The 15,150-nt window shown below is 55.8% G+C and carries 16 protein-coding genes; 6 read left to right on the top strand and 10 right to left on the bottom strand.

Annotated elements, in window-relative coordinates; all coding sequences use genetic code 11:
- Positions 1-144: 144 nt before the first annotated feature.
- From zapG to degS, 3 genes are all read left to right on the top strand, one after another.
- Complete coding sequence (gene zapG, locus JLG71_RS02640; protein WP_004854637.1) at positions 145-543, top strand: Z-ring associated protein ZapG; 399 nt, start codon at positions 145-147, stop codon at positions 541-543.
- A gap of 172 nt (positions 544-715) precedes the next feature.
- Complete coding sequence (gene degQ, locus JLG71_RS02635; protein ID WP_048260546.1) at positions 716-2,083, top strand: serine endoprotease DegQ; 1,368 nt, start codon at positions 716-718, stop codon at positions 2,081-2,083.
- Between the two features lie 86 nt (positions 2,084-2,169).
- Entirely contained in the window at positions 2,170-3,231 is a 1,062-nt protein-coding gene (gene degS / locus JLG71_RS02630; RefSeq protein ID WP_009651894.1) for an outer membrane-stress sensor serine endopeptidase DegS, read from the top strand.
- 27 nt (positions 3,232-3,258) lie between these two features.
- Here the strand turns inward: degS and JLG71_RS02625 are convergent, their stop codons facing one another.
- The 10 genes from JLG71_RS02625 to mdh form a co-directional block, all read right to left on the bottom strand.
- The gene (locus tag JLG71_RS02625) at positions 3,259-3,960 is read right to left on the bottom strand and encodes a triphosphoribosyl-dephospho-CoA synthase (protein ID WP_047722873.1); all 702 of its coding nucleotides are present in this window, start codon (positions 3,958-3,960) and stop codon (positions 3,259-3,261) included.
- 213 nt (positions 3,961-4,173) lie between these two features.
- The gene (locus JLG71_RS02620) at positions 4,174-5,475 is read right to left on the bottom strand and encodes an oxaloacetate decarboxylase subunit beta (protein WP_014839646.1); all 1,302 of its coding nucleotides are present in this window, start codon (positions 5,473-5,475) and stop codon (positions 4,174-4,176) included.
- Positions 5,476-5,490: 15 nt separating this feature from the next.
- Positions 5,491-7,260: a sodium-extruding oxaloacetate decarboxylase subunit alpha gene (gene oadA / locus JLG71_RS02615; protein WP_200913961.1), complete on the bottom strand. Its 1,770-nt coding sequence runs from the start codon at positions 7,258-7,260 to the stop codon at positions 5,491-5,493.
- A gap of 15 nt (positions 7,261-7,275) precedes the next feature.
- Positions 7,276-7,524: an oxaloacetate decarboxylase subunit gamma gene (locus JLG71_RS02610; protein ID WP_048263772.1), complete on the bottom strand. Its 249-nt coding sequence runs from the start codon at positions 7,522-7,524 to the stop codon at positions 7,276-7,278.
- Positions 7,525-7,870: 346 nt separating this feature from the next.
- Positions 7,871-8,488, bottom strand: a complete 618-nt coding sequence (ttdB, locus tag JLG71_RS02605; protein ID WP_014227006.1) for a L(+)-tartrate dehydratase subunit beta — start codon at positions 8,486-8,488, stop codon at positions 7,871-7,873.
- Positions 8,488-9,387 (bottom strand): L(+)-tartrate dehydratase subunit alpha, encoded by a 900-nt coding sequence (gene ttdA / locus JLG71_RS02600; RefSeq protein WP_014227007.1) that lies wholly within the window; start codon positions 9,385-9,387, stop codon positions 8,488-8,490. Before ttdA ends, ttdB begins: the two co-directional genes overlap by 1 nt.
- A 32-nt stretch (positions 9,388-9,419) precedes the next feature.
- On the bottom strand, positions 9,420-10,688 hold the full coding sequence (locus JLG71_RS02595; protein ID WP_200913960.1) for an SLC13 family permease: 1,269 nt from the start codon (positions 10,686-10,688) through the stop codon (positions 9,420-9,422).
- A gap of 210 nt (positions 10,689-10,898) precedes the next feature.
- Positions 10,899-11,564, bottom strand: coding sequence for a GntR family transcriptional regulator (locus tag JLG71_RS02590; protein ID WP_014227009.1), 666 nt, complete (start codon positions 11,562-11,564; stop codon positions 10,899-10,901).
- Positions 11,536-12,180, bottom strand: coding sequence for a GntR family transcriptional regulator (locus tag JLG71_RS02585; RefSeq protein WP_048263770.1), 645 nt, complete (start codon positions 12,178-12,180; stop codon positions 11,536-11,538). The genes JLG71_RS02590 and JLG71_RS02585 overlap by 29 nt, the downstream gene beginning before the upstream one ends.
- A gap of 131 nt (positions 12,181-12,311) precedes the next feature.
- Positions 12,312-13,250, bottom strand: a complete 939-nt coding sequence (mdh, locus tag JLG71_RS02580; RefSeq protein ID WP_004854646.1) for a malate dehydrogenase — start codon at positions 13,248-13,250, stop codon at positions 12,312-12,314.
- 413 nt (positions 13,251-13,663) lie between these two features.
- On the opposite strand from mdh, the gene argR reads away from it, so the two are divergent.
- The 3 genes from argR to yhcN-B all read left to right on the top strand — a co-directional run bounded on the left by argR (position 13,664) and on the right by yhcN-B (position 15,121).
- Positions 13,664-14,134 carry a transcriptional regulator ArgR gene (gene argR, locus JLG71_RS02575; protein ID WP_004106225.1) on the top strand — a complete coding sequence of 157 codons (471 nt, stop codon included), beginning with the start codon at positions 13,664-13,666 and terminating at the stop codon, positions 14,132-14,134.
- A 354-nt stretch (positions 14,135-14,488) separates the two neighbouring features.
- A complete protein-coding gene (gene yhcN, locus JLG71_RS02570) occupies positions 14,489-14,752 on the top strand; it encodes a peroxide/acid stress response protein YhcN (RefSeq protein WP_004106226.1) in 264 nt (87 codons plus the stop codon).
- 102 nt (positions 14,753-14,854) lie between these two features.
- Complete coding sequence (yhcN-B, locus tag JLG71_RS02565) at positions 14,855-15,121, top strand: DUF1471 family stress response protein YhcN-B (protein WP_004106229.1); 267 nt, start codon at positions 14,855-14,857, stop codon at positions 15,119-15,121.
- The last annotated feature ends 29 nt before the right edge of the window (positions 15,122-15,150 follow it).

The following is a 15,150-nucleotide window of genomic DNA, read 5'->3' as shown; positions in this document are numbered from 1 at the left end:
TGACGAAAAAAAGGCCGCTCTACACTACGTGATGATACGCCAGGATTCCACTTCTGTGGAATTAGCGGTTATAGTGGCACTATCGGGCGCAGGCGGAGAGCCTCACAGCCACCCTACGGAACCACAAAACAACGGGAGATGTTCATGACCTGGGAATACGCGCTAATTGGGCTAGTTGTCGGCATCATTATCGGCGCCGTCGCGATGCGTTTTGGCAATCGCAAATTACGCCAACAGCAGGCGCTGCAGTTCGAACTGGAAAAGAATAAAGCAGAGCTGGAAGAGTACCGCGAAGAGCTGGTGAGCCATTTTGCCCGGAGCGCAGAGCTGCTGGATAACATGGCGCATGATTACCGCCAGCTGTATCAGCATATGGCGAAAAGCTCCAACAACCTGCTGCCGGACAGCATGGCGGACGCCAACCCGTTCCGCAATCGTCTGGAAGAGTCCGAAGCGGGCAACGATCAGGCCCCGGTCCAGATGCCGCGCGACTACTCTGAAGGCGCATCCGGTCTGCTGCGCGGCGGTGTAAAGCGCGACTAAACCGGCAACGACAGTAAAAATATTTTCCGGGCGCACCCTCTGCGCCCGTTTCCACCTTCCATCCCAGCTACAATTTAACGATTGCCCACGTTGTTACCGGGTCGAAAATTCAATAACATCGGGCCATTCGGGACGTTTCCCATACACCTTAGGTTACGAGAGCCAGCAACTAATGAATAAACCGACTTTGCTGTTGAGTGCGTTAGCGTTAAGCATTGGGTTGTCGTTGTCCGCCTTACCTCCGGCAGCAGCGTCTTTACCGACACAGGTTCCCGGCCAGGGCGCGTTGCCAAGCCTCGCGCCGATGCTGGAGAAAGTGTTGCCGGCGGTGGTGAGCGTACAGGTTGAGGGTACCGCGTCACCCGCGCAAAATATGCCGGAAGAGCTGAAGAAGTACTTTGGCGACAACGCGCCGCAAGAGCAGGCGCAGCCTTTTGAAGGCCTGGGCTCAGGGGTCATTATTGACGCTACAAAAGGCTACGTGCTGACCAATAATCACGTCATTAATCAGGCCCAGAAAATCAGCGTCCAGCTCAACGACGGGCGTGAGTTCGATGCCAAACTGGTCGGCAGCGACGAGCAGAGCGATATCGCCCTGCTGCAGCTGCAAAAACCCAGCAACCTGACGCAAATCGCGATCGCCGACTCCGATAAACTGCGGGTGGGCGACTTCGCCGTCGCCGTCGGTAACCCGTTTGGCCTGGGCCAGACCGCCACTTCAGGGATTATTTCAGCCCTTGGCCGCAGCGGCCTGAACCTTGAGGGGCTGGAGAACTTTATCCAGACTGATGCCTCAATCAACCGCGGCAACTCCGGCGGCGCGCTGCTGAACCTCAACGGCGAGCTGATTGGTATCAATACCGCTATTCTGGCCCCGGGCGGCGGCAGCGTCGGCATTGGCTTCGCGATCCCCAGCAATATGGCGAAAATCCTCTCCCAGCAGCTTATTCAGTTTGGTGAAATCAAACGCGGCCTGCTGGGTATTAAAGGTATGGAAATGAGCGCGGATATCGCCAAAGCGATGAACCTTGACGTCCAGCGCGGCGCGTTCGTCAGCGAGGTGCTGCCAAACTCCGGATCGGCCAAAGCGGGAATTAAATCTGGCGACGTTATCGTCAGTCTCAACGGTAAACCGCTCAACAGCTTCGCCGAACTGCGTTCACGCATCGCCACGACCGAGCCGGGCACCAAAGTGAAGCTAGGACTCCTGCGCGAAGGAAAACCCGTTGAAGTGGAAGTCACTCTGGACAAGAGCACCTCTTCTTCCGCCAGCGCCGAGCTTATCGCACCGGCCCTGCAGGGCGCATCGTTAAGCGACGGTCAGATGAAAGACGGAACCAAAGGCATCGTCATTGATAATGTCGATAAAGGCAGCCCGGCCGCGCAGGCGGGCCTGCATAAAGACGATATCATTATTGGCCTCAACCGCGAGCGCGTGCGCTCCATTGCCGAACTGCGCAAAGTGCTCGAAAGCAAACCGACGGTGATTGCGCTGAACGTCATTCGCGGCAGCGAAAGCATCTATCTGCTGCTGCGTTAACTCGCCTTCCGGGCATCGCGTGCAGTGCGATGTCCGGACAAGACGTGTTATGCTGCGCCTGTCTATCCATCAACGATATCTGCATCATGCCTGGAAAGTTTTTACGTTCGATACTTATCGGTTTGATTGTCGGCGGCCTGCTGCTGGCCGTTATGCCTTCGCTGCGCCAGTGGCAGCTTTCGCCGACCACGCAGTACGATAGCGCGGATGAATCCCCCGCCAGCTATAATTCCGCCGTTCGCCGCGCCGCCCCAGCGGTCGTGAACGTCTATAACCGCGCCCTCAACAGCACCAGCCATAACCAGCTAACGCTCGGTTCCGGCGTGATCATGGATCAGCGCGGCTATATCCTGACCAATAAGCACGTTATCAACGATGCCGACCAGATTATTGTTGCTCTGCAGGATGGACGGGTCTTTGAAGCACTGCTGGTCGGCTCCGATACCCTCACCGATCTGGCGGTATTAAAAATCAACGCCAGCGGCGGCCTGCCGGTCATTCCGATTAATCCGAAACGCGTGCCGCATATCGGTGACGTCGTGCTGGCGATTGGCAACCCGTACAACCTCGGGCAAACCATTACCCAGGGCATTATCAGCGCCACCGGCCGTATCGGCCTGAACCCCACCGGGCGCCAGAACTTCCTGCAGACCGACGCGTCGATCAACCACGGTAACTCAGGCGGCGCGCTGGTGAACTCGCTGGGCGAGCTTATGGGTATCAACACCCTGTCATTTGATAAAAGCAACGACGGCGAAACGCCGGAGGGCATCGGCTTTGCGATCCCCTTCCAGCTGGCAACCAAGATTATGGATAAGCTGATCCGCGATGGCCGCGTGATTCGCGGCTATATAGGGATCAGCGGCCGCGAAATTGCGCCGATGCATGCGCAGGGCGGCGGCGGTATCGATCAGCTGCAGGGGATTGTGGTGAATGATGTTGCGCCGGAAGGCCCGGCCGCCCAGGCGGGTATCCGCGCCAACGACGTGATTATTTCCGTTAACGACAAGCCCGCCGTTTCCGCCCTCGAAACCATGGATCAGGTCGCAGAGATTCGTCCGGGTTCGGAAATTCCGGTGGTGATTATGCGCGACGATAAAAAAATCACGCTGCATATCGCCGTACAGGAATATCCGGCAACCAATTAACAGGCTCCCCCGCAGGGGGAGCACCTTTCAATCAGCAAATAGCGGCCCGGCCGGGAATGTCGCCAGAAACCCGGTTATGGCCAGCAGCGACCGCAGGTCAGGCCACGCAAACTGGCGCTCCCGCAGCTCGTCATCCAGCGTCATGAGCGCAAACTCGCCTTTATCCCCCAGAACGCCGCCCTGCCAGAGCAACCGTTGAGCCTGCTGCCGGGCCCAGGGGGAATCGCTCTTCCAGGCCAGCAGGTGCAGCAGCGCCTGCTGCAGACAGATGCCAGAAGGATGCTTATCCCGCAGCAGCCGCCGGTAAACCGGCAGCGATATGCTGCGTACGGTATAAAAACCGCTGCGGGTTTCGGCATCAGCATCCGCCACGCTGGCGCAATACTGACCGGCCAGATCGCATAGACGATTGTGCGTCAGCGGCTGGCCCAGGGCGTTCAGGCGACCCGCTGCGGCACACAGCAGCCCACTTCTTTGCATCCACGGCGTGGAGTCCCGAAATACCGCATCAGGTAGCGCCGGTTCTGTTTCAGCTGCTTTATTTTGCGTACCCGCCTCATAGCAATGGACAAAAAAATCATAGCCTCCGCGGGCAACTGATGGTTGCGCTAACAGGTTAAGCGCGGGCTGCAGTTGTTCAACTTCATCTACTGATGCCAGCATGTAATCGATAATGACATCTTTTGTCGATGCCCTGCTTTCGGGGCGTAATGTTATGGTTTCATTCATCAAAGCCTCCTTATAGGAAATCTCCCGGTGGCGCTGCGCTGACCGGTCTACGGGTCCGTGCAGTCTGGTAGCCCGGACAAGGCGCGTTAAGCGCCGCCTCCGGGATAATCCCCGGGTCGCGGCTGACGCCTTACCCGGGCTACAGGTTTACAGCCGTCTGCGATCCGGTAGCCCGAACAGGCGCAGCGCGCCGCCTCCGGGAAAGGTAACGATTCACATCGCCAGCACGTACTTGAGCATCACCCCGGCAGCAATCGCCGAGCCAATCACCCCCGCCACGTTCGGGCCCATCGCGTGCATCAGCAGGAAGTTCTGCGCGTCCGACTCCAGACCCACCTTGTTTGACACCCTGGCCGCCATCGGCACCGCCGACACCCCGGCCGAGCCAATCAGCGGGTTGATTTTGTTCCGGCTGCACAGGTTCAGCAGCTTCGCCATCAGCACCCCCGCCGCCGTCCCCACGCAGAACGCAATCACCCCCAGCACCAGTATCCCCAGCGTCTGCGGCTGCAGGAACTTGTCCGCCACCAGCTTGGCCCCCACCGACAGCCCGAGGAAAATGGTCACGATATTTATCAGCCCGTTCTGCACCGTGTCGCTCAGGCGCTCCACCACCCCGCTCTCGCGCATCAGGTTGCCGAAGCAGAACATCCCCAGCAGCGGCGCCGCGTCCGGCAGCAGCAGCGCCACCAGCAGCAGCAGCACCGCCGGAAAGAGGATTTTTTCCCGCTTACTCACCGTGCGCAGCTGCACCATGCGGATTTTCCGCTCCTTCTCGCTGGTCAGCGCCTTCATAATCGGCGGCTGGATTAACGGCACCAGCGCCATATACGAGTACGCCGCCACCGCGATGGCCCCGAGTAATTCCGGCGCCAGCTTGCCCGACAGATAAATCGCCGTCGGGCCGTCCGCGCCGCCGATGATGCCGATGGCCGCCGCCTGCGGCAGGGTGAAGCTGATGATGCCGAAGTAGTTCAGCGTCAGCGCCCCCAGCACCGTGGCGAAGATGCCGAACTGCGCCGCCGCCCCCAGCAGCAGGGTCCGCGGGTTGGCCAGCAGCGGGCCGAAGTCGGTCATCGCCCCGACGCCCATAAAAATCACCAGCGGGGCGATACCCGAGCCGATGGCGACCTTATAGAAGATGGCCAGCACCCCGGCGGAGTAGCCCATATCCACGGCGAGGTCCTCCATCTGCCCCTGCACCGACGGCAGCGCCAGCGCCAGCGCCTCCCTGATGGCGTGGACATCCGGCGTACAGTGGAGCTTCGCGGCAATCACCGCCAGCTGCCCGGCGTCGTGGTGCGCCAGCAGGCTCTCCAGGGCGGTCAGCGCCAGCCCGGCCTCCGGGATATTCGACAGCAGGCCGCCGAAGCCAATCGGCAGCAGCAGCAGCGGCTCGAACTTCCTCGCGATGGCCAGCCACAGCAGCAGCAGGCTCACCAGCAGCATGACGGCCTGGCCGGCGCCGAGGTGCATCAGCCCCATGCCCTGAATCAGGGCGTTCAGACTTTCCATTTCCGTTCCTCTTCCTTACGCCAGGCTCAGCAGGGTGTCGCCCACCGCCACCGCGTCCCCGGATTTCACCGCGATACCGCGCACGGTCCCGGCCTGCGCGGCGCGGATTTCGGTTTCCATCTTCATGGCTTCCAGAATCAGCAGCACGTCGCCCTCGGCCACCGTCTGGCCTTCCGTGGCAATGACCTTCCAGATGGTGCCCGCCAGCGGCGCGGTCACCGGGGTGCCGGCACCTGCCGGGGCGGCTGCGGGGGCCGTGGCCTGAACGGGGGCCGCTGCCGTCAGCGGGCTGATATCGCCGCCGTCGCTGACCTTCACCACAAAGGCCTTGCCTTCCACTTCCACGGTGTAGACGCCGGAGGCGGCCGGTTTCTCTGCTTTCACAGCAGGTTTGACCTCTTCAGCCTGCGGTACCGGCTCAAAGGCCGCCGGGTTATGGCGGTTCTCAAGGAACTTCAGGCCGACCTGCGGGAACAGGGCCACGGTGAGCACGTCGTCGATGGCGTTGTCGGCAAGCTGAATACTCTTCTCCTGCGCCTGGCGCTTCACGTCGGCTTCCAGCTGCGCCAGCTCCGGCTTCAGCAGGTCCGCCGGACGGCAGGTGATGGCCTCTGCTCCGTCCAGCACGCGCGCCTGTAATGCCGCGTTCACCGGCACCGGGGTGTGGCCGTACTCGCCCTTCAGTATCCCGGCGGTCTCCTTCGCGATGGTTCTGTAGCGTTCGCCGGTCAGCACGTTAAGCACCGCCTGGGTGCCGACAATCTGCGAGGTCGGGGTGACCAGCGGGATAAAGCCGAGGTCCTCGCGCACGCGGGGGATTTCCGCCAGCACCTCATCCAGACGGTGGGCGGCGTTCTGCTGCTTCAGCTGCCCCTCAAGGTTGGTGAGCATCCCGCCCGGCACCTGGGCCACGAGGATACGGCTGTCGGTGCCCTTCAGCTGGCCTTCAAAGGCGTGGTATTTCCTGCGCACCTCGCGGAAGTACGCCGCGATGCTCTCAAGCCTGAGGATATCCAGCCCGGTGTCATGTTTTGTGCCTGCCAGCGTCGCCACCAGCGCCTCGGTGGCCGGGTGGCCGTAGGTGGCGCTCATGGAAGAGATGGCGGTGTCCACGCCGTCAACCCCCGCTTCAATCGCCTTCAGCAGGGCCATCTCCGCCATCCCGGTGGTGGCATGAGCATGCAGGTGCAGCCTGACGTCATAGCGTTTTTTGATTTCGCTCACCAGCTCGAAGGCCGCCATCGGGGTGAGAATGCCGGACATGTCCTTAATCGCGATGGAATCGACGCCGGTCTCCAGCAGCTGTTCGGTCAGGTCGAGCCAGGTCTGCAGGGTGTGGGCCGGGCTGGTGGTGTAGGAGAGCGTGCCCTGGGCGTGGGCGCCGTGGCTGCGCACCGCCTGCAGGGCGGCCTGCATATTGCGCGGGTCGTTCATGGCGTCGAAGACGCGGAACACGTCCATGCCGTTTTTGACGGCGCGCTCGACGAAGCGCTGCACCACGTCATCGGCGTAGTGGCGGTAGCCGAGCAGGTTCTGGCCGCGGAGCAGCATCTGCAGCGGGGTCTTCGGCATGGCCTTTTTGAGCTCGCGCAGGCGGACCCAGGGGTCCTCGCCGAGGAAGCGGATGCAGGCGTCAAAGGTGGCGCCGCCCCAGCATTCAAGGGACCAGTAGCCCGCGTCATCGAGGGCGGCCGCAACGGGGAGCATATCGTCGAGGCGCAGGCGGGTGGCGAAAAGGGACTGGTGGGCGTCGCGCAGGACGACATCGGTAATGGCAACGGTCATGGATTCCTCCGTGAATTAAGGGTTAAGTCGGCGATGGTGGTGAATAGCGGCGGCAATCACCGGCGCCAGGCGGGCGAAGTCGTCAGCGGGCGCGGCGGCGGGTGCGGCCTTCAGCGCGGTAGCCGGTTCCGGGAAGAAGCGGTTGACGGCGGCGGACATGCCGCGGATGGCGAAAATCAGCAGAAACAGAAACGCCAGCACGAACCCCATGCCGAGAAACATCAGGGTGAAGCCTTCACCTAATAGCAGTGCTGCATCAGTCATAAAATAGCCTTCGGGCAGGAGGCACGATAATGATGTTATTTATCCCCGTCATCTTTCAAATTGCTTCTTTGTTGGCCAGCTTCGTTCCCCCCAGTCACTTACTTGCGTAAGCTCCCGGGGATGTAATGAGGGACATCCATGTCCCTCACCAGAGGCAGCCTTTGGCTGTTCAAATTCGTTCCAGACGAATTTGTCTCTCCCTTGCCGCCTCAAAGCAACTCGAAATCTTTTGGGTATATAACGAAAATAATAAGGGTGGATTTCCCTGGACCGCCCGGTCAGAGCCCCTGTTTATTATCGTCATAAACATCACGCCATCATTATCGTGCGAATGATATCATCCAGATTATTTGATAAAGCTTACGTTCTGGCATATTTCATCAGCGACTATCTCTTTACGCTGATTGAAAATAACTTTGTTCTGTTCAAACAGGTTATTACCATGAGTATCAATAGAAACAATTAACGGGCCAAACTCTTTCACCCGACATACCCACAGCGTTTCCGGCATACCCAGATCGCGCCACTGCGCATCTTCAATTTCTTCCACGCACACCGCGGCCACTACCGCGCAGCCGGCCGGGAATACGCAGTGCAGCGCTTTATGCTCCGCGCAGCCCTCTTCAGTGCCCTTGCCCATACCGCCTTTACCAACAATTAATTTCACGCCGGTCTTTGCAATAAATTCTTTTTCGAATTTTTCCATGCGCATGCTGGTCGTTGGTCCGACGGAGACCATTTCAAACTTATCGTCTTCGCCTTTAATCGGACGGACAATAGGCCCGGCGTGTAAAATAGCGCCGCCGCTAACATCAACGGGTAATTCGCGGCCACCTTCAATTAAGCGACGGTGCGCCACATCACGACAGGTAACAATATGGCCATTGAGATAAATAATATCGCCAGCCTTAATATCGGCTAAATCTTCATCTTTAATTGGCGTAGTAAGGATTTTTTTCGTCATCAGAAATTCACTCCGCTGTGAGACATAATGGTGTAGTTCAAGTCTTTATCAAAAACGATATGCCCTTTCCGGTGTGACCAGCAGCCCACGTTCACCGCCACCCCAATGGTGGAAGGATGACGCGCGGTGTTTTCAATATTCACGCCCATAACGGAGGTATTACCGGACATCCCCTGCGGCCCAAGGCCAATTTTGTTAATACCGTCTTCCAGCATTTTTTCCAGCGAGGCCGCACGTTCATTTTCATTATGCGAACCGATCGGGCGCATCAGCGCTTTTTTCGACAACAGCGCCGCCGTTTCAACGGAGGTCGCCACGCCCACGCCGACCAGCAGCGGCGGACACGCGTTCAAACCGTAGCTGGTCATCACGTCGAGAACAAAGCGGGTAACGCCTTCATAACCCGCACCCGGCATCAGCACCATCGCTTTCCCCGGCAGGGAACAGCCGCCGCCAGCCATATAGGTATAAATGCTGCACTGGTCAGAATTGGGGACAATCTCCCAGAACACCGTCGGCGTGCCCTTACCCACGTTTTTGCCGGTATTGTATTCATCAAAAGTCTCAACGCTGTTGTGGCGCAGCGGGGAATCCACGGTCGCTTTAATCACCGCTTCACGCAGCAGCGCTTCCAGCTCGCCGATCAGCGGGAAGTTCGCCCCGCACTCCACCAGAAACTGAATCACGCCGGTATCCTGGCAGGAAGGGCGATCCAGCTCCTTTGCCAGACGCTGGTTCTCAATCATGGTCGTAAAGATAACGTCAGCCAGTTTACTGGTCTCTTTTTTATGCAAATCTTCCAGTTTTGCAGTGACGTCATCAGGTAAGACTTTGCCGGTATACCCCACAAATTTGGCCATCACATTGGTCATATGGGATATCTGTTCACTTTTGCTCATACAGGCTCCTTAGTCAGGACAGCTTCCGTTCATTACGGATGAAAAGGGAAAAGGATTGGCAGCAGAATCAGGCTGACAATGGTGGAAACGATAATCAGAGGGATGCCGGATTTGGCGTAGTCGACAAACTTATAGCCACCTGCCGACAGCACCATCATGTTGGCAGGCATACCGATTGGCGTAGCGTAGGCGCAAGAACTGCCGATAACCGTCGCCATTAGCACCGCACGAGGATCGGCGCCCATGCCCGCGGCAATCGACAGGCTCACCGGTACTAACAGCGCGACGGTCGCGGTGTTGGACATGAAGTTAGTCATAATGATGGACAGCGCAAAGACCACCACCAGCAGCATAAACGGCGAAGAGTTTTGCCCCAGCATGCCAATCACGTGATCCGCCACCAGTTTTCCCGCCCCGGTCATTTCCAGCGCTTTCGCCAGCGCCAGCGTGCCGCCGAAGATAAAAATGGTCTGAGAATCAATGGCTTTATAGGCCTGCTTTTCTGTAAGTACGCCGGTAACCACCAGCACCAGCGCGCCGATACAGCCTGCTACCGCCAGACTCACACCGGTCTGCTTTTCGAAAATCATGCCGAGGATCGTGGCGATCAAAACAACCAAAGAGAGGATCTGCTTCCAGCGCGGAACGTGGCTGTAATCGCGCTGTTCACCGATGCTGCCAACTGCACCGCTGTTCGGGTGATTGGGCAGGAATTTATAGCCGATGGTCAGGAAGTAAATAACGCCGCAAATCAGCATCGGTAAACCGACTTTGGCATATTCAAAAAAGCCAAAACCGCTGCCAATATTCTGCAAAGCTGACTGCGCAATCAGGTTGCCCGGCGCGCCAATCAACGACAGGTTACCGCCGAGCGCGGCGGCAAAAACCAGCGGCATCAGCAACCGGGAACGGACAAAGCCTGATTTCGCCGCCACGCCGATAACGACCGGGATCAGTACGGCTGCGGTACCGGTATTGGAGAGAAAACCGGACATCACGCCAACCACGACCATAATGGTAAAAATCAGCTGTTTTTCCGTTTTCGCGAAGCGCGTAATCACGCCCCCCACCTTATTCGCCATCCCGGTTTCAAATAGCGCCCCGCCGACGATAAACATGGCGACGAAGAGAATAACGTTGGTGTCGATAAAGCCGGCGAAAGCCTGCTTGAGATTGAGCACGCCGGTAAGCACCAGCGCGACGCAAACCACCATAGATGTGACCGCGAGGGGGATTTTTTCCCACACGAACATGGCGATAGCAAACACCAGCAAACATAGGGTAATGGTAATCGGTTCCATATTTATAGTTATCCCATCAATGATATATGATATTGTATCCAATATTGACGGGAGGGAAATTATTCCCATACAAAGAGTAAGTCAACGCGTTTTTTTCGAAAGCTTCAGGATTGAGATCTTTATCAAAATCTTGCGAAAGCAGTCACTTATCGAAACTTATTTATGAAATGAATAAGTAAGGCGCCTGCAGCGGTCCTACAGGCGATGCGATCAAGCGGAGGGTTCTTCGACGTAGCGCGTTAGCATGTTCTCCATCGAACGGATAATATGCTCGCGCATTCGCTGGCGCGCCAGCGCTTCATTATGCTGCTCCAGGGCCTGTAAAATCCCCTTGTGCTCGCGGATGGAAATGATCGCGTACTCTTCCTCAGTGACCTTATGCCCCATCGAAAGCCCGTTCCACATATTGCTGAGCAGCAGCTTCATTTTGCCATTTCCCGCCGCGTTCCATATCTCCATATGAAACGCCTGGTTCAGGTCTGAATATTCAGCTGAGTTATTTTCCGCCAGCGCTTTTTCCGCAGAGTAATGCACTTCGGCAATGCGCGAAATGTCCGTCCCGGGACGACACGCTTTAGCGACTGCTTCACTCTCCAGCAGCGCGCGAATCTCATAATGCTCGCGGATCGTTTGTTCGTTAATTCCCAGCACGACCGCCCCTTTATTGGGCCGGACTTTAATCAGCCCATCCGCAGCCAGTATCTGAAACGCTTCACGCACGGGCATACTGGACACGCCGACCATGGTGGCGATCCCTTCAAGGGTAATTTCTTGCCCTTCAACTAAATCTCGCGACAGTATAGCTTTACGTAATACTGCCGCGACCTGCTCTTTCGCTGAAAGAAGCTTAATTTTCCCTAATCGAGGCTTCTGCACTTTCCCAATCCTTCATGTGTTGACGCATTATTTCTGCCAGAGAGAGGAAATAACGCTGCGTTTCCTGCGCGATCTCGGCGCGATCGCCCTGACGAATAGCCTCCATCAGAGAGCTGAGTATTTGCGCCGACTCCTGATTATCCTCTTTCAGATACAGAATGACATAACCGATATAACCATCCAAAAACTGCTGATAAATCTTTTCCAGATAGCGATTATCAATATAAGAAATGAGCGTCTCGTGGAACGCCAGCTCTCGCGCTCGCTCACCGGAATGCCCCAGCGCGCGCGCGCTGGCCGCCAGCGATTCGCCCGCCGCTGCGGGTACCAATGAAAAAAGCTCCGTTGCCATCACCGCAATGGCCCGGAAAATATGGCTGACGTGGTCAGGCGCCAGCCTTGCGACCTGCATATGGCGGTTTGGCAAACGCACCAGAAACCCTTCCTGCTCAAGGGCCTGTAGCGCTTCCCGAACCGGCATACGAGAAAGCCCCAGCTGTTCGGCAATACTCTCCTGCGCGAGTTCATCCCCCGGTTTCATGCTACCGGAAAGGATCTCGTAACGGAGCATTTGCGTAATGTGGTCCCTGGTCTGCTTTCTTTCGATTTTTTTCACAACGTCCTCGTTTATTACCGCTCAAGACGCGGGGAGTTTAGCAGATTTACCAGCAGGTTGAGTCATTCAGGGGTGGGAGAAAGCCATAAAAAAGCCGGAACCCAGGCTCCGGCTTTTCTTTTCATGAAACGTTATTTATTCACAAAGTCTTCGCCAAGGGCGATATCTTTCTTCAACGTATCCAGCATCCCCTCCAGCGCCTGCTGCTCAAACGCGCTCAGCGTGCCGATAGACTGACGCTGCTCTACGCCATTTTTGCCTAACAGCAGCGGCTGTGAGAAGAAACGGGCATATTGACCATCACCTTCAACGTAGGCGCATTCCACTACCCCTTTCTCTCCCTGCATGGCGCGAACCAAGGAGAGACCGAATCGCGCGGCGGCCTGTCCCATCGAGAGCGTTGCTGAGCCGCCACCGGCTTTTGCTTCCACAACTTCAGTACCGGCGTTTTGAATGCGCTTAGTCAAATCGGCCACTTCCTGCTCGCTGAAGCTGACGCCCGGAATTTGTGACAATAAAGGAAGGATAGTCACGCCTGAGTGGCCGCCAATCACCGGAACCTCAACATCTGATGAAGATTTGCCTTTCAGTTCGGCAACAAAGGTATTCGAGCGGATAATATCCAGCGTTGTGACGCCAAAGAGCTTGTTCTTATCGTAAACACCGGCTTTTTTCAGCACTTCTGCGGCAATCGCCACGGTGGTGTTCACCGGGTTGGTAATCACCCCGACGCAGGCCTGCGGACAGGTTTTGGCGATTTGCTGTACCAGATTTTTCACAATACCGGCATTAACATTGAATAAATCGGAGCGATCCATGCCGGGCTTACGCGCTACGCCCGCGGATATCAGCACCACATCAGCGCCTTCCAGCGCAGGGGTGGCGTCTTCGCCGGAAAAACCTTTGATTTTTACATCGGTAGGGATATGGCTTAGATCAACCGCCACGCCCGGGGTTACCGGAGCAATGTCGTACAACGAGAGTTCTGAACCTGAAGGCAGTTGGGTCTTAAGTAGTAGGGCAAGCGCCTGGCCAATTCCACCAGCGGCGCCGAGGACTGCAACTTTCATCCTAAACTCCTTATTATGGTTAAAATAGTCTTTCGTTACTCCGTCGCCTGGACCTTAATTCACAAGATGAACAATTACAATAATTATGGCTGAAGAATGCGTGGTCGTGCGCAGCGATGCAGCAGCTTCGCATTTTCCTCCCTGAGACTGACCATCCAGCAAAGCGTAGTACCGGATCGACTGTTGGTTACAATACACCCAGCACATTGAGCAGAACAACATCATTTAATAACATTTCATTTACTTTTGTGGCAATTTGCGCGCCGTGACGAAAGCATGTTCCTTATTAGGGTTTTTTGCTAAAATATGCGCCCTTCATAACATTATTTACGCTTCTCCCCTGCGGATTATTTGCATAAAAATGCATGTTTATGCATAATGATGTTGTTTTTACCACCATAATTGGGTGACTTATGCGTAGTTCGGCAAAACAAGAAGAACTGGTTAAAGCGTTTAAAGCGCTGCTTAAAGAAGAGAAATTCAGCTCTCAAGGTGAAATCGTTCAGGCCCTGCAAGAGGAAGGCTTCGATAATATCAACCAATCGAAAGTCTCACGTATGCTCACCAAGTTTGGCGCCGTACGCACGCGTAACGCCAAAATGGAAATGGTTTACTGCCTGCCCGCCGAGCTTGGCGTCCCGACGACCTCCAGCCCGCTAAAAAACCTGGTGCTGGATATCGATTATAACGATTCGGTCGTGGTTATTCATACCAGCCCAGGCGCAGCGCAGCTGATCGCCCGGCTTCTGGACTCCCTTGGCAAAGCCGAAGGGATTCTCGGCAGCATTGCGGGTGATGACACTATCTTTACCACCCCGGCCAGAGGTTTTACCGTTAAAGAGCTGCATGACGCCATTCTCGTCCTGTTTGAGCAGGAACTCTGATGCCCTTCCCTCTGGTTAGCGCCAGAGGGTATCCCTTCAAAAAATTATCATTCCTTTAACATTTTGTGTGTTTTTCCGCTTCTATACATTCATTTACGTGATGAAACCGGCTTAAGCGCACAAAAGATCAAATTCACCTATCCTTATGATTTTATTAGCCATAATGACCAAGCATGGCGAAGAAAAGACATTTCTAATTCTTATATGTTATAAAAAAGACATTTCTTTGTAATTATTTACATGAAAAACAATTAGCAAGGTATTAATATTTTCAGTGATTAGTGTATACTTGATTTTGTGATGAGGGTCACGAAACAAAGACCCCCAACAAAAAGATTCGACGAGGTGAACATCATGAAAATCAAAACCACTGTAGCAGCATTAAGCATCCTTTCCGTTCTGTCTTTCGGCGCCTTCGCCGCTGACTCTATCAACAGCGAACAGGCTCAAGGCCGTCAGGCAATCGGCACCGTTTCCGTCGGCGCGGTAAGTTCTTCCCCGATGGATATGCACGAAATGCTGAACAAAAAAGCACAAGAAGAAGGTGCTTCTTCATACCGCATTATTGAAGCACGTACCGGTGACCACTGGCACGCAACGGCTGAACTTTATAAATAAGATTTAACGATTGTCGGTCATTAACTGAAACAGAATCTCTCCAGCGGCCCCAGGTTCATTAAGCCTCCCGCCGCTGCAAATATTAAGGTTGGAGAAAAAATTATGAAAAGCGCAATTATCATCGCATCCCTGGGTCTGGCTTCCGTTCTCTCTTTCGGCGCAAACGCTGCCGTTAATCAAGTGAACGCCGAACAGGCGCAAAATCTGCAGTCCATGGGCACCGTTTCCGTTTCTCAGGTAGGCAGCGCGCCGATGGATATGCGTCAGGAACTGGCGGCTAAAGCTGAGAAAGAAGGCGCCAGCAGCTACCGTATTATTGAAGCCCGTACCGGCGATAACTGGCACGCTACGGCTGAGCTGTACAAATAAACCCTCGTCGTCTTATCCGACGACTTGCC

The organism is Klebsiella michiganensis (assembly GCF_015139575.1).
Taxonomy (GTDB): domain Bacteria; phylum Pseudomonadota; class Gammaproteobacteria; order Enterobacterales; family Enterobacteriaceae; genus Klebsiella; species Klebsiella michiganensis.
This window is presented reverse-complemented; position numbering and strand designations above follow the sequence as displayed.

What these genes read in the sequence shown, in the direction of transcription:
- yhcN (WP_004106226.1), top strand. Translation starts at nt 14,489, where the DNA reads ATGAAAATCAAAACCACTGTAGCAGCATTAAGCATCCTTTCCGTTCTG.
- JLG71_RS02610 (WP_048263772.1), bottom strand. Translation starts at nt 7,524, where the DNA reads ATGACTGATGCAGCACTGCTATTAGGTGAAGGCTTCACCCTGATGTTT.
- degS (WP_009651894.1), top strand. Translation starts at nt 2,170, where the DNA reads ATGCCTGGAAAGTTTTTACGTTCGATACTTATCGGTTTGATTGTCGGC.
- argR (WP_004106225.1), top strand. Translation starts at nt 13,664, where the DNA reads ATGCGTAGTTCGGCAAAACAAGAAGAACTGGTTAAAGCGTTTAAAGCG.
- oadA (WP_200913961.1), bottom strand. Translation starts at nt 7,260, where the DNA reads ATGACCGTTGCCATTACCGATGTCGTCCTGCGCGACGCCCACCAGTCC.
- yhcN-B (WP_004106229.1), top strand. Translation starts at nt 14,855, where the DNA reads ATGAAAAGCGCAATTATCATCGCATCCCTGGGTCTGGCTTCCGTTCTC.
- ttdB (WP_014227006.1), bottom strand. Translation starts at nt 8,488, where the DNA reads ATGACGAAAAAAATCCTTACTACGCCAATTAAAGATGAAGATTTAGCC.
- ttdA (WP_014227007.1), bottom strand. Translation starts at nt 9,387, where the DNA reads ATGAGCAAAAGTGAACAGATATCCCATATGACCAATGTGATGGCCAAA.
- JLG71_RS02595 (WP_200913960.1), bottom strand. Translation starts at nt 10,688, where the DNA reads ATGGAACCGATTACCATTACCCTATGTTTGCTGGTGTTTGCTATCGCC.
- JLG71_RS02620 (WP_014839646.1), bottom strand. Translation starts at nt 5,475, where the DNA reads ATGGAAAGTCTGAACGCCCTGATTCAGGGCATGGGGCTGATGCACCTC.
- zapG (WP_004854637.1), top strand. Translation starts at nt 145, where the DNA reads ATGACCTGGGAATACGCGCTAATTGGGCTAGTTGTCGGCATCATTATC.
- degQ (WP_048260546.1), top strand. Translation starts at nt 716, where the DNA reads ATGAATAAACCGACTTTGCTGTTGAGTGCGTTAGCGTTAAGCATTGGG.
- mdh (WP_004854646.1), bottom strand. Translation starts at nt 13,250, where the DNA reads ATGAAAGTTGCAGTCCTCGGCGCCGCTGGTGGAATTGGCCAGGCGCTT.
- JLG71_RS02625 (WP_047722873.1), bottom strand. Translation starts at nt 3,960, where the DNA reads ATGAATGAAACCATAACATTACGCCCCGAAAGCAGGGCATCGACAAAA.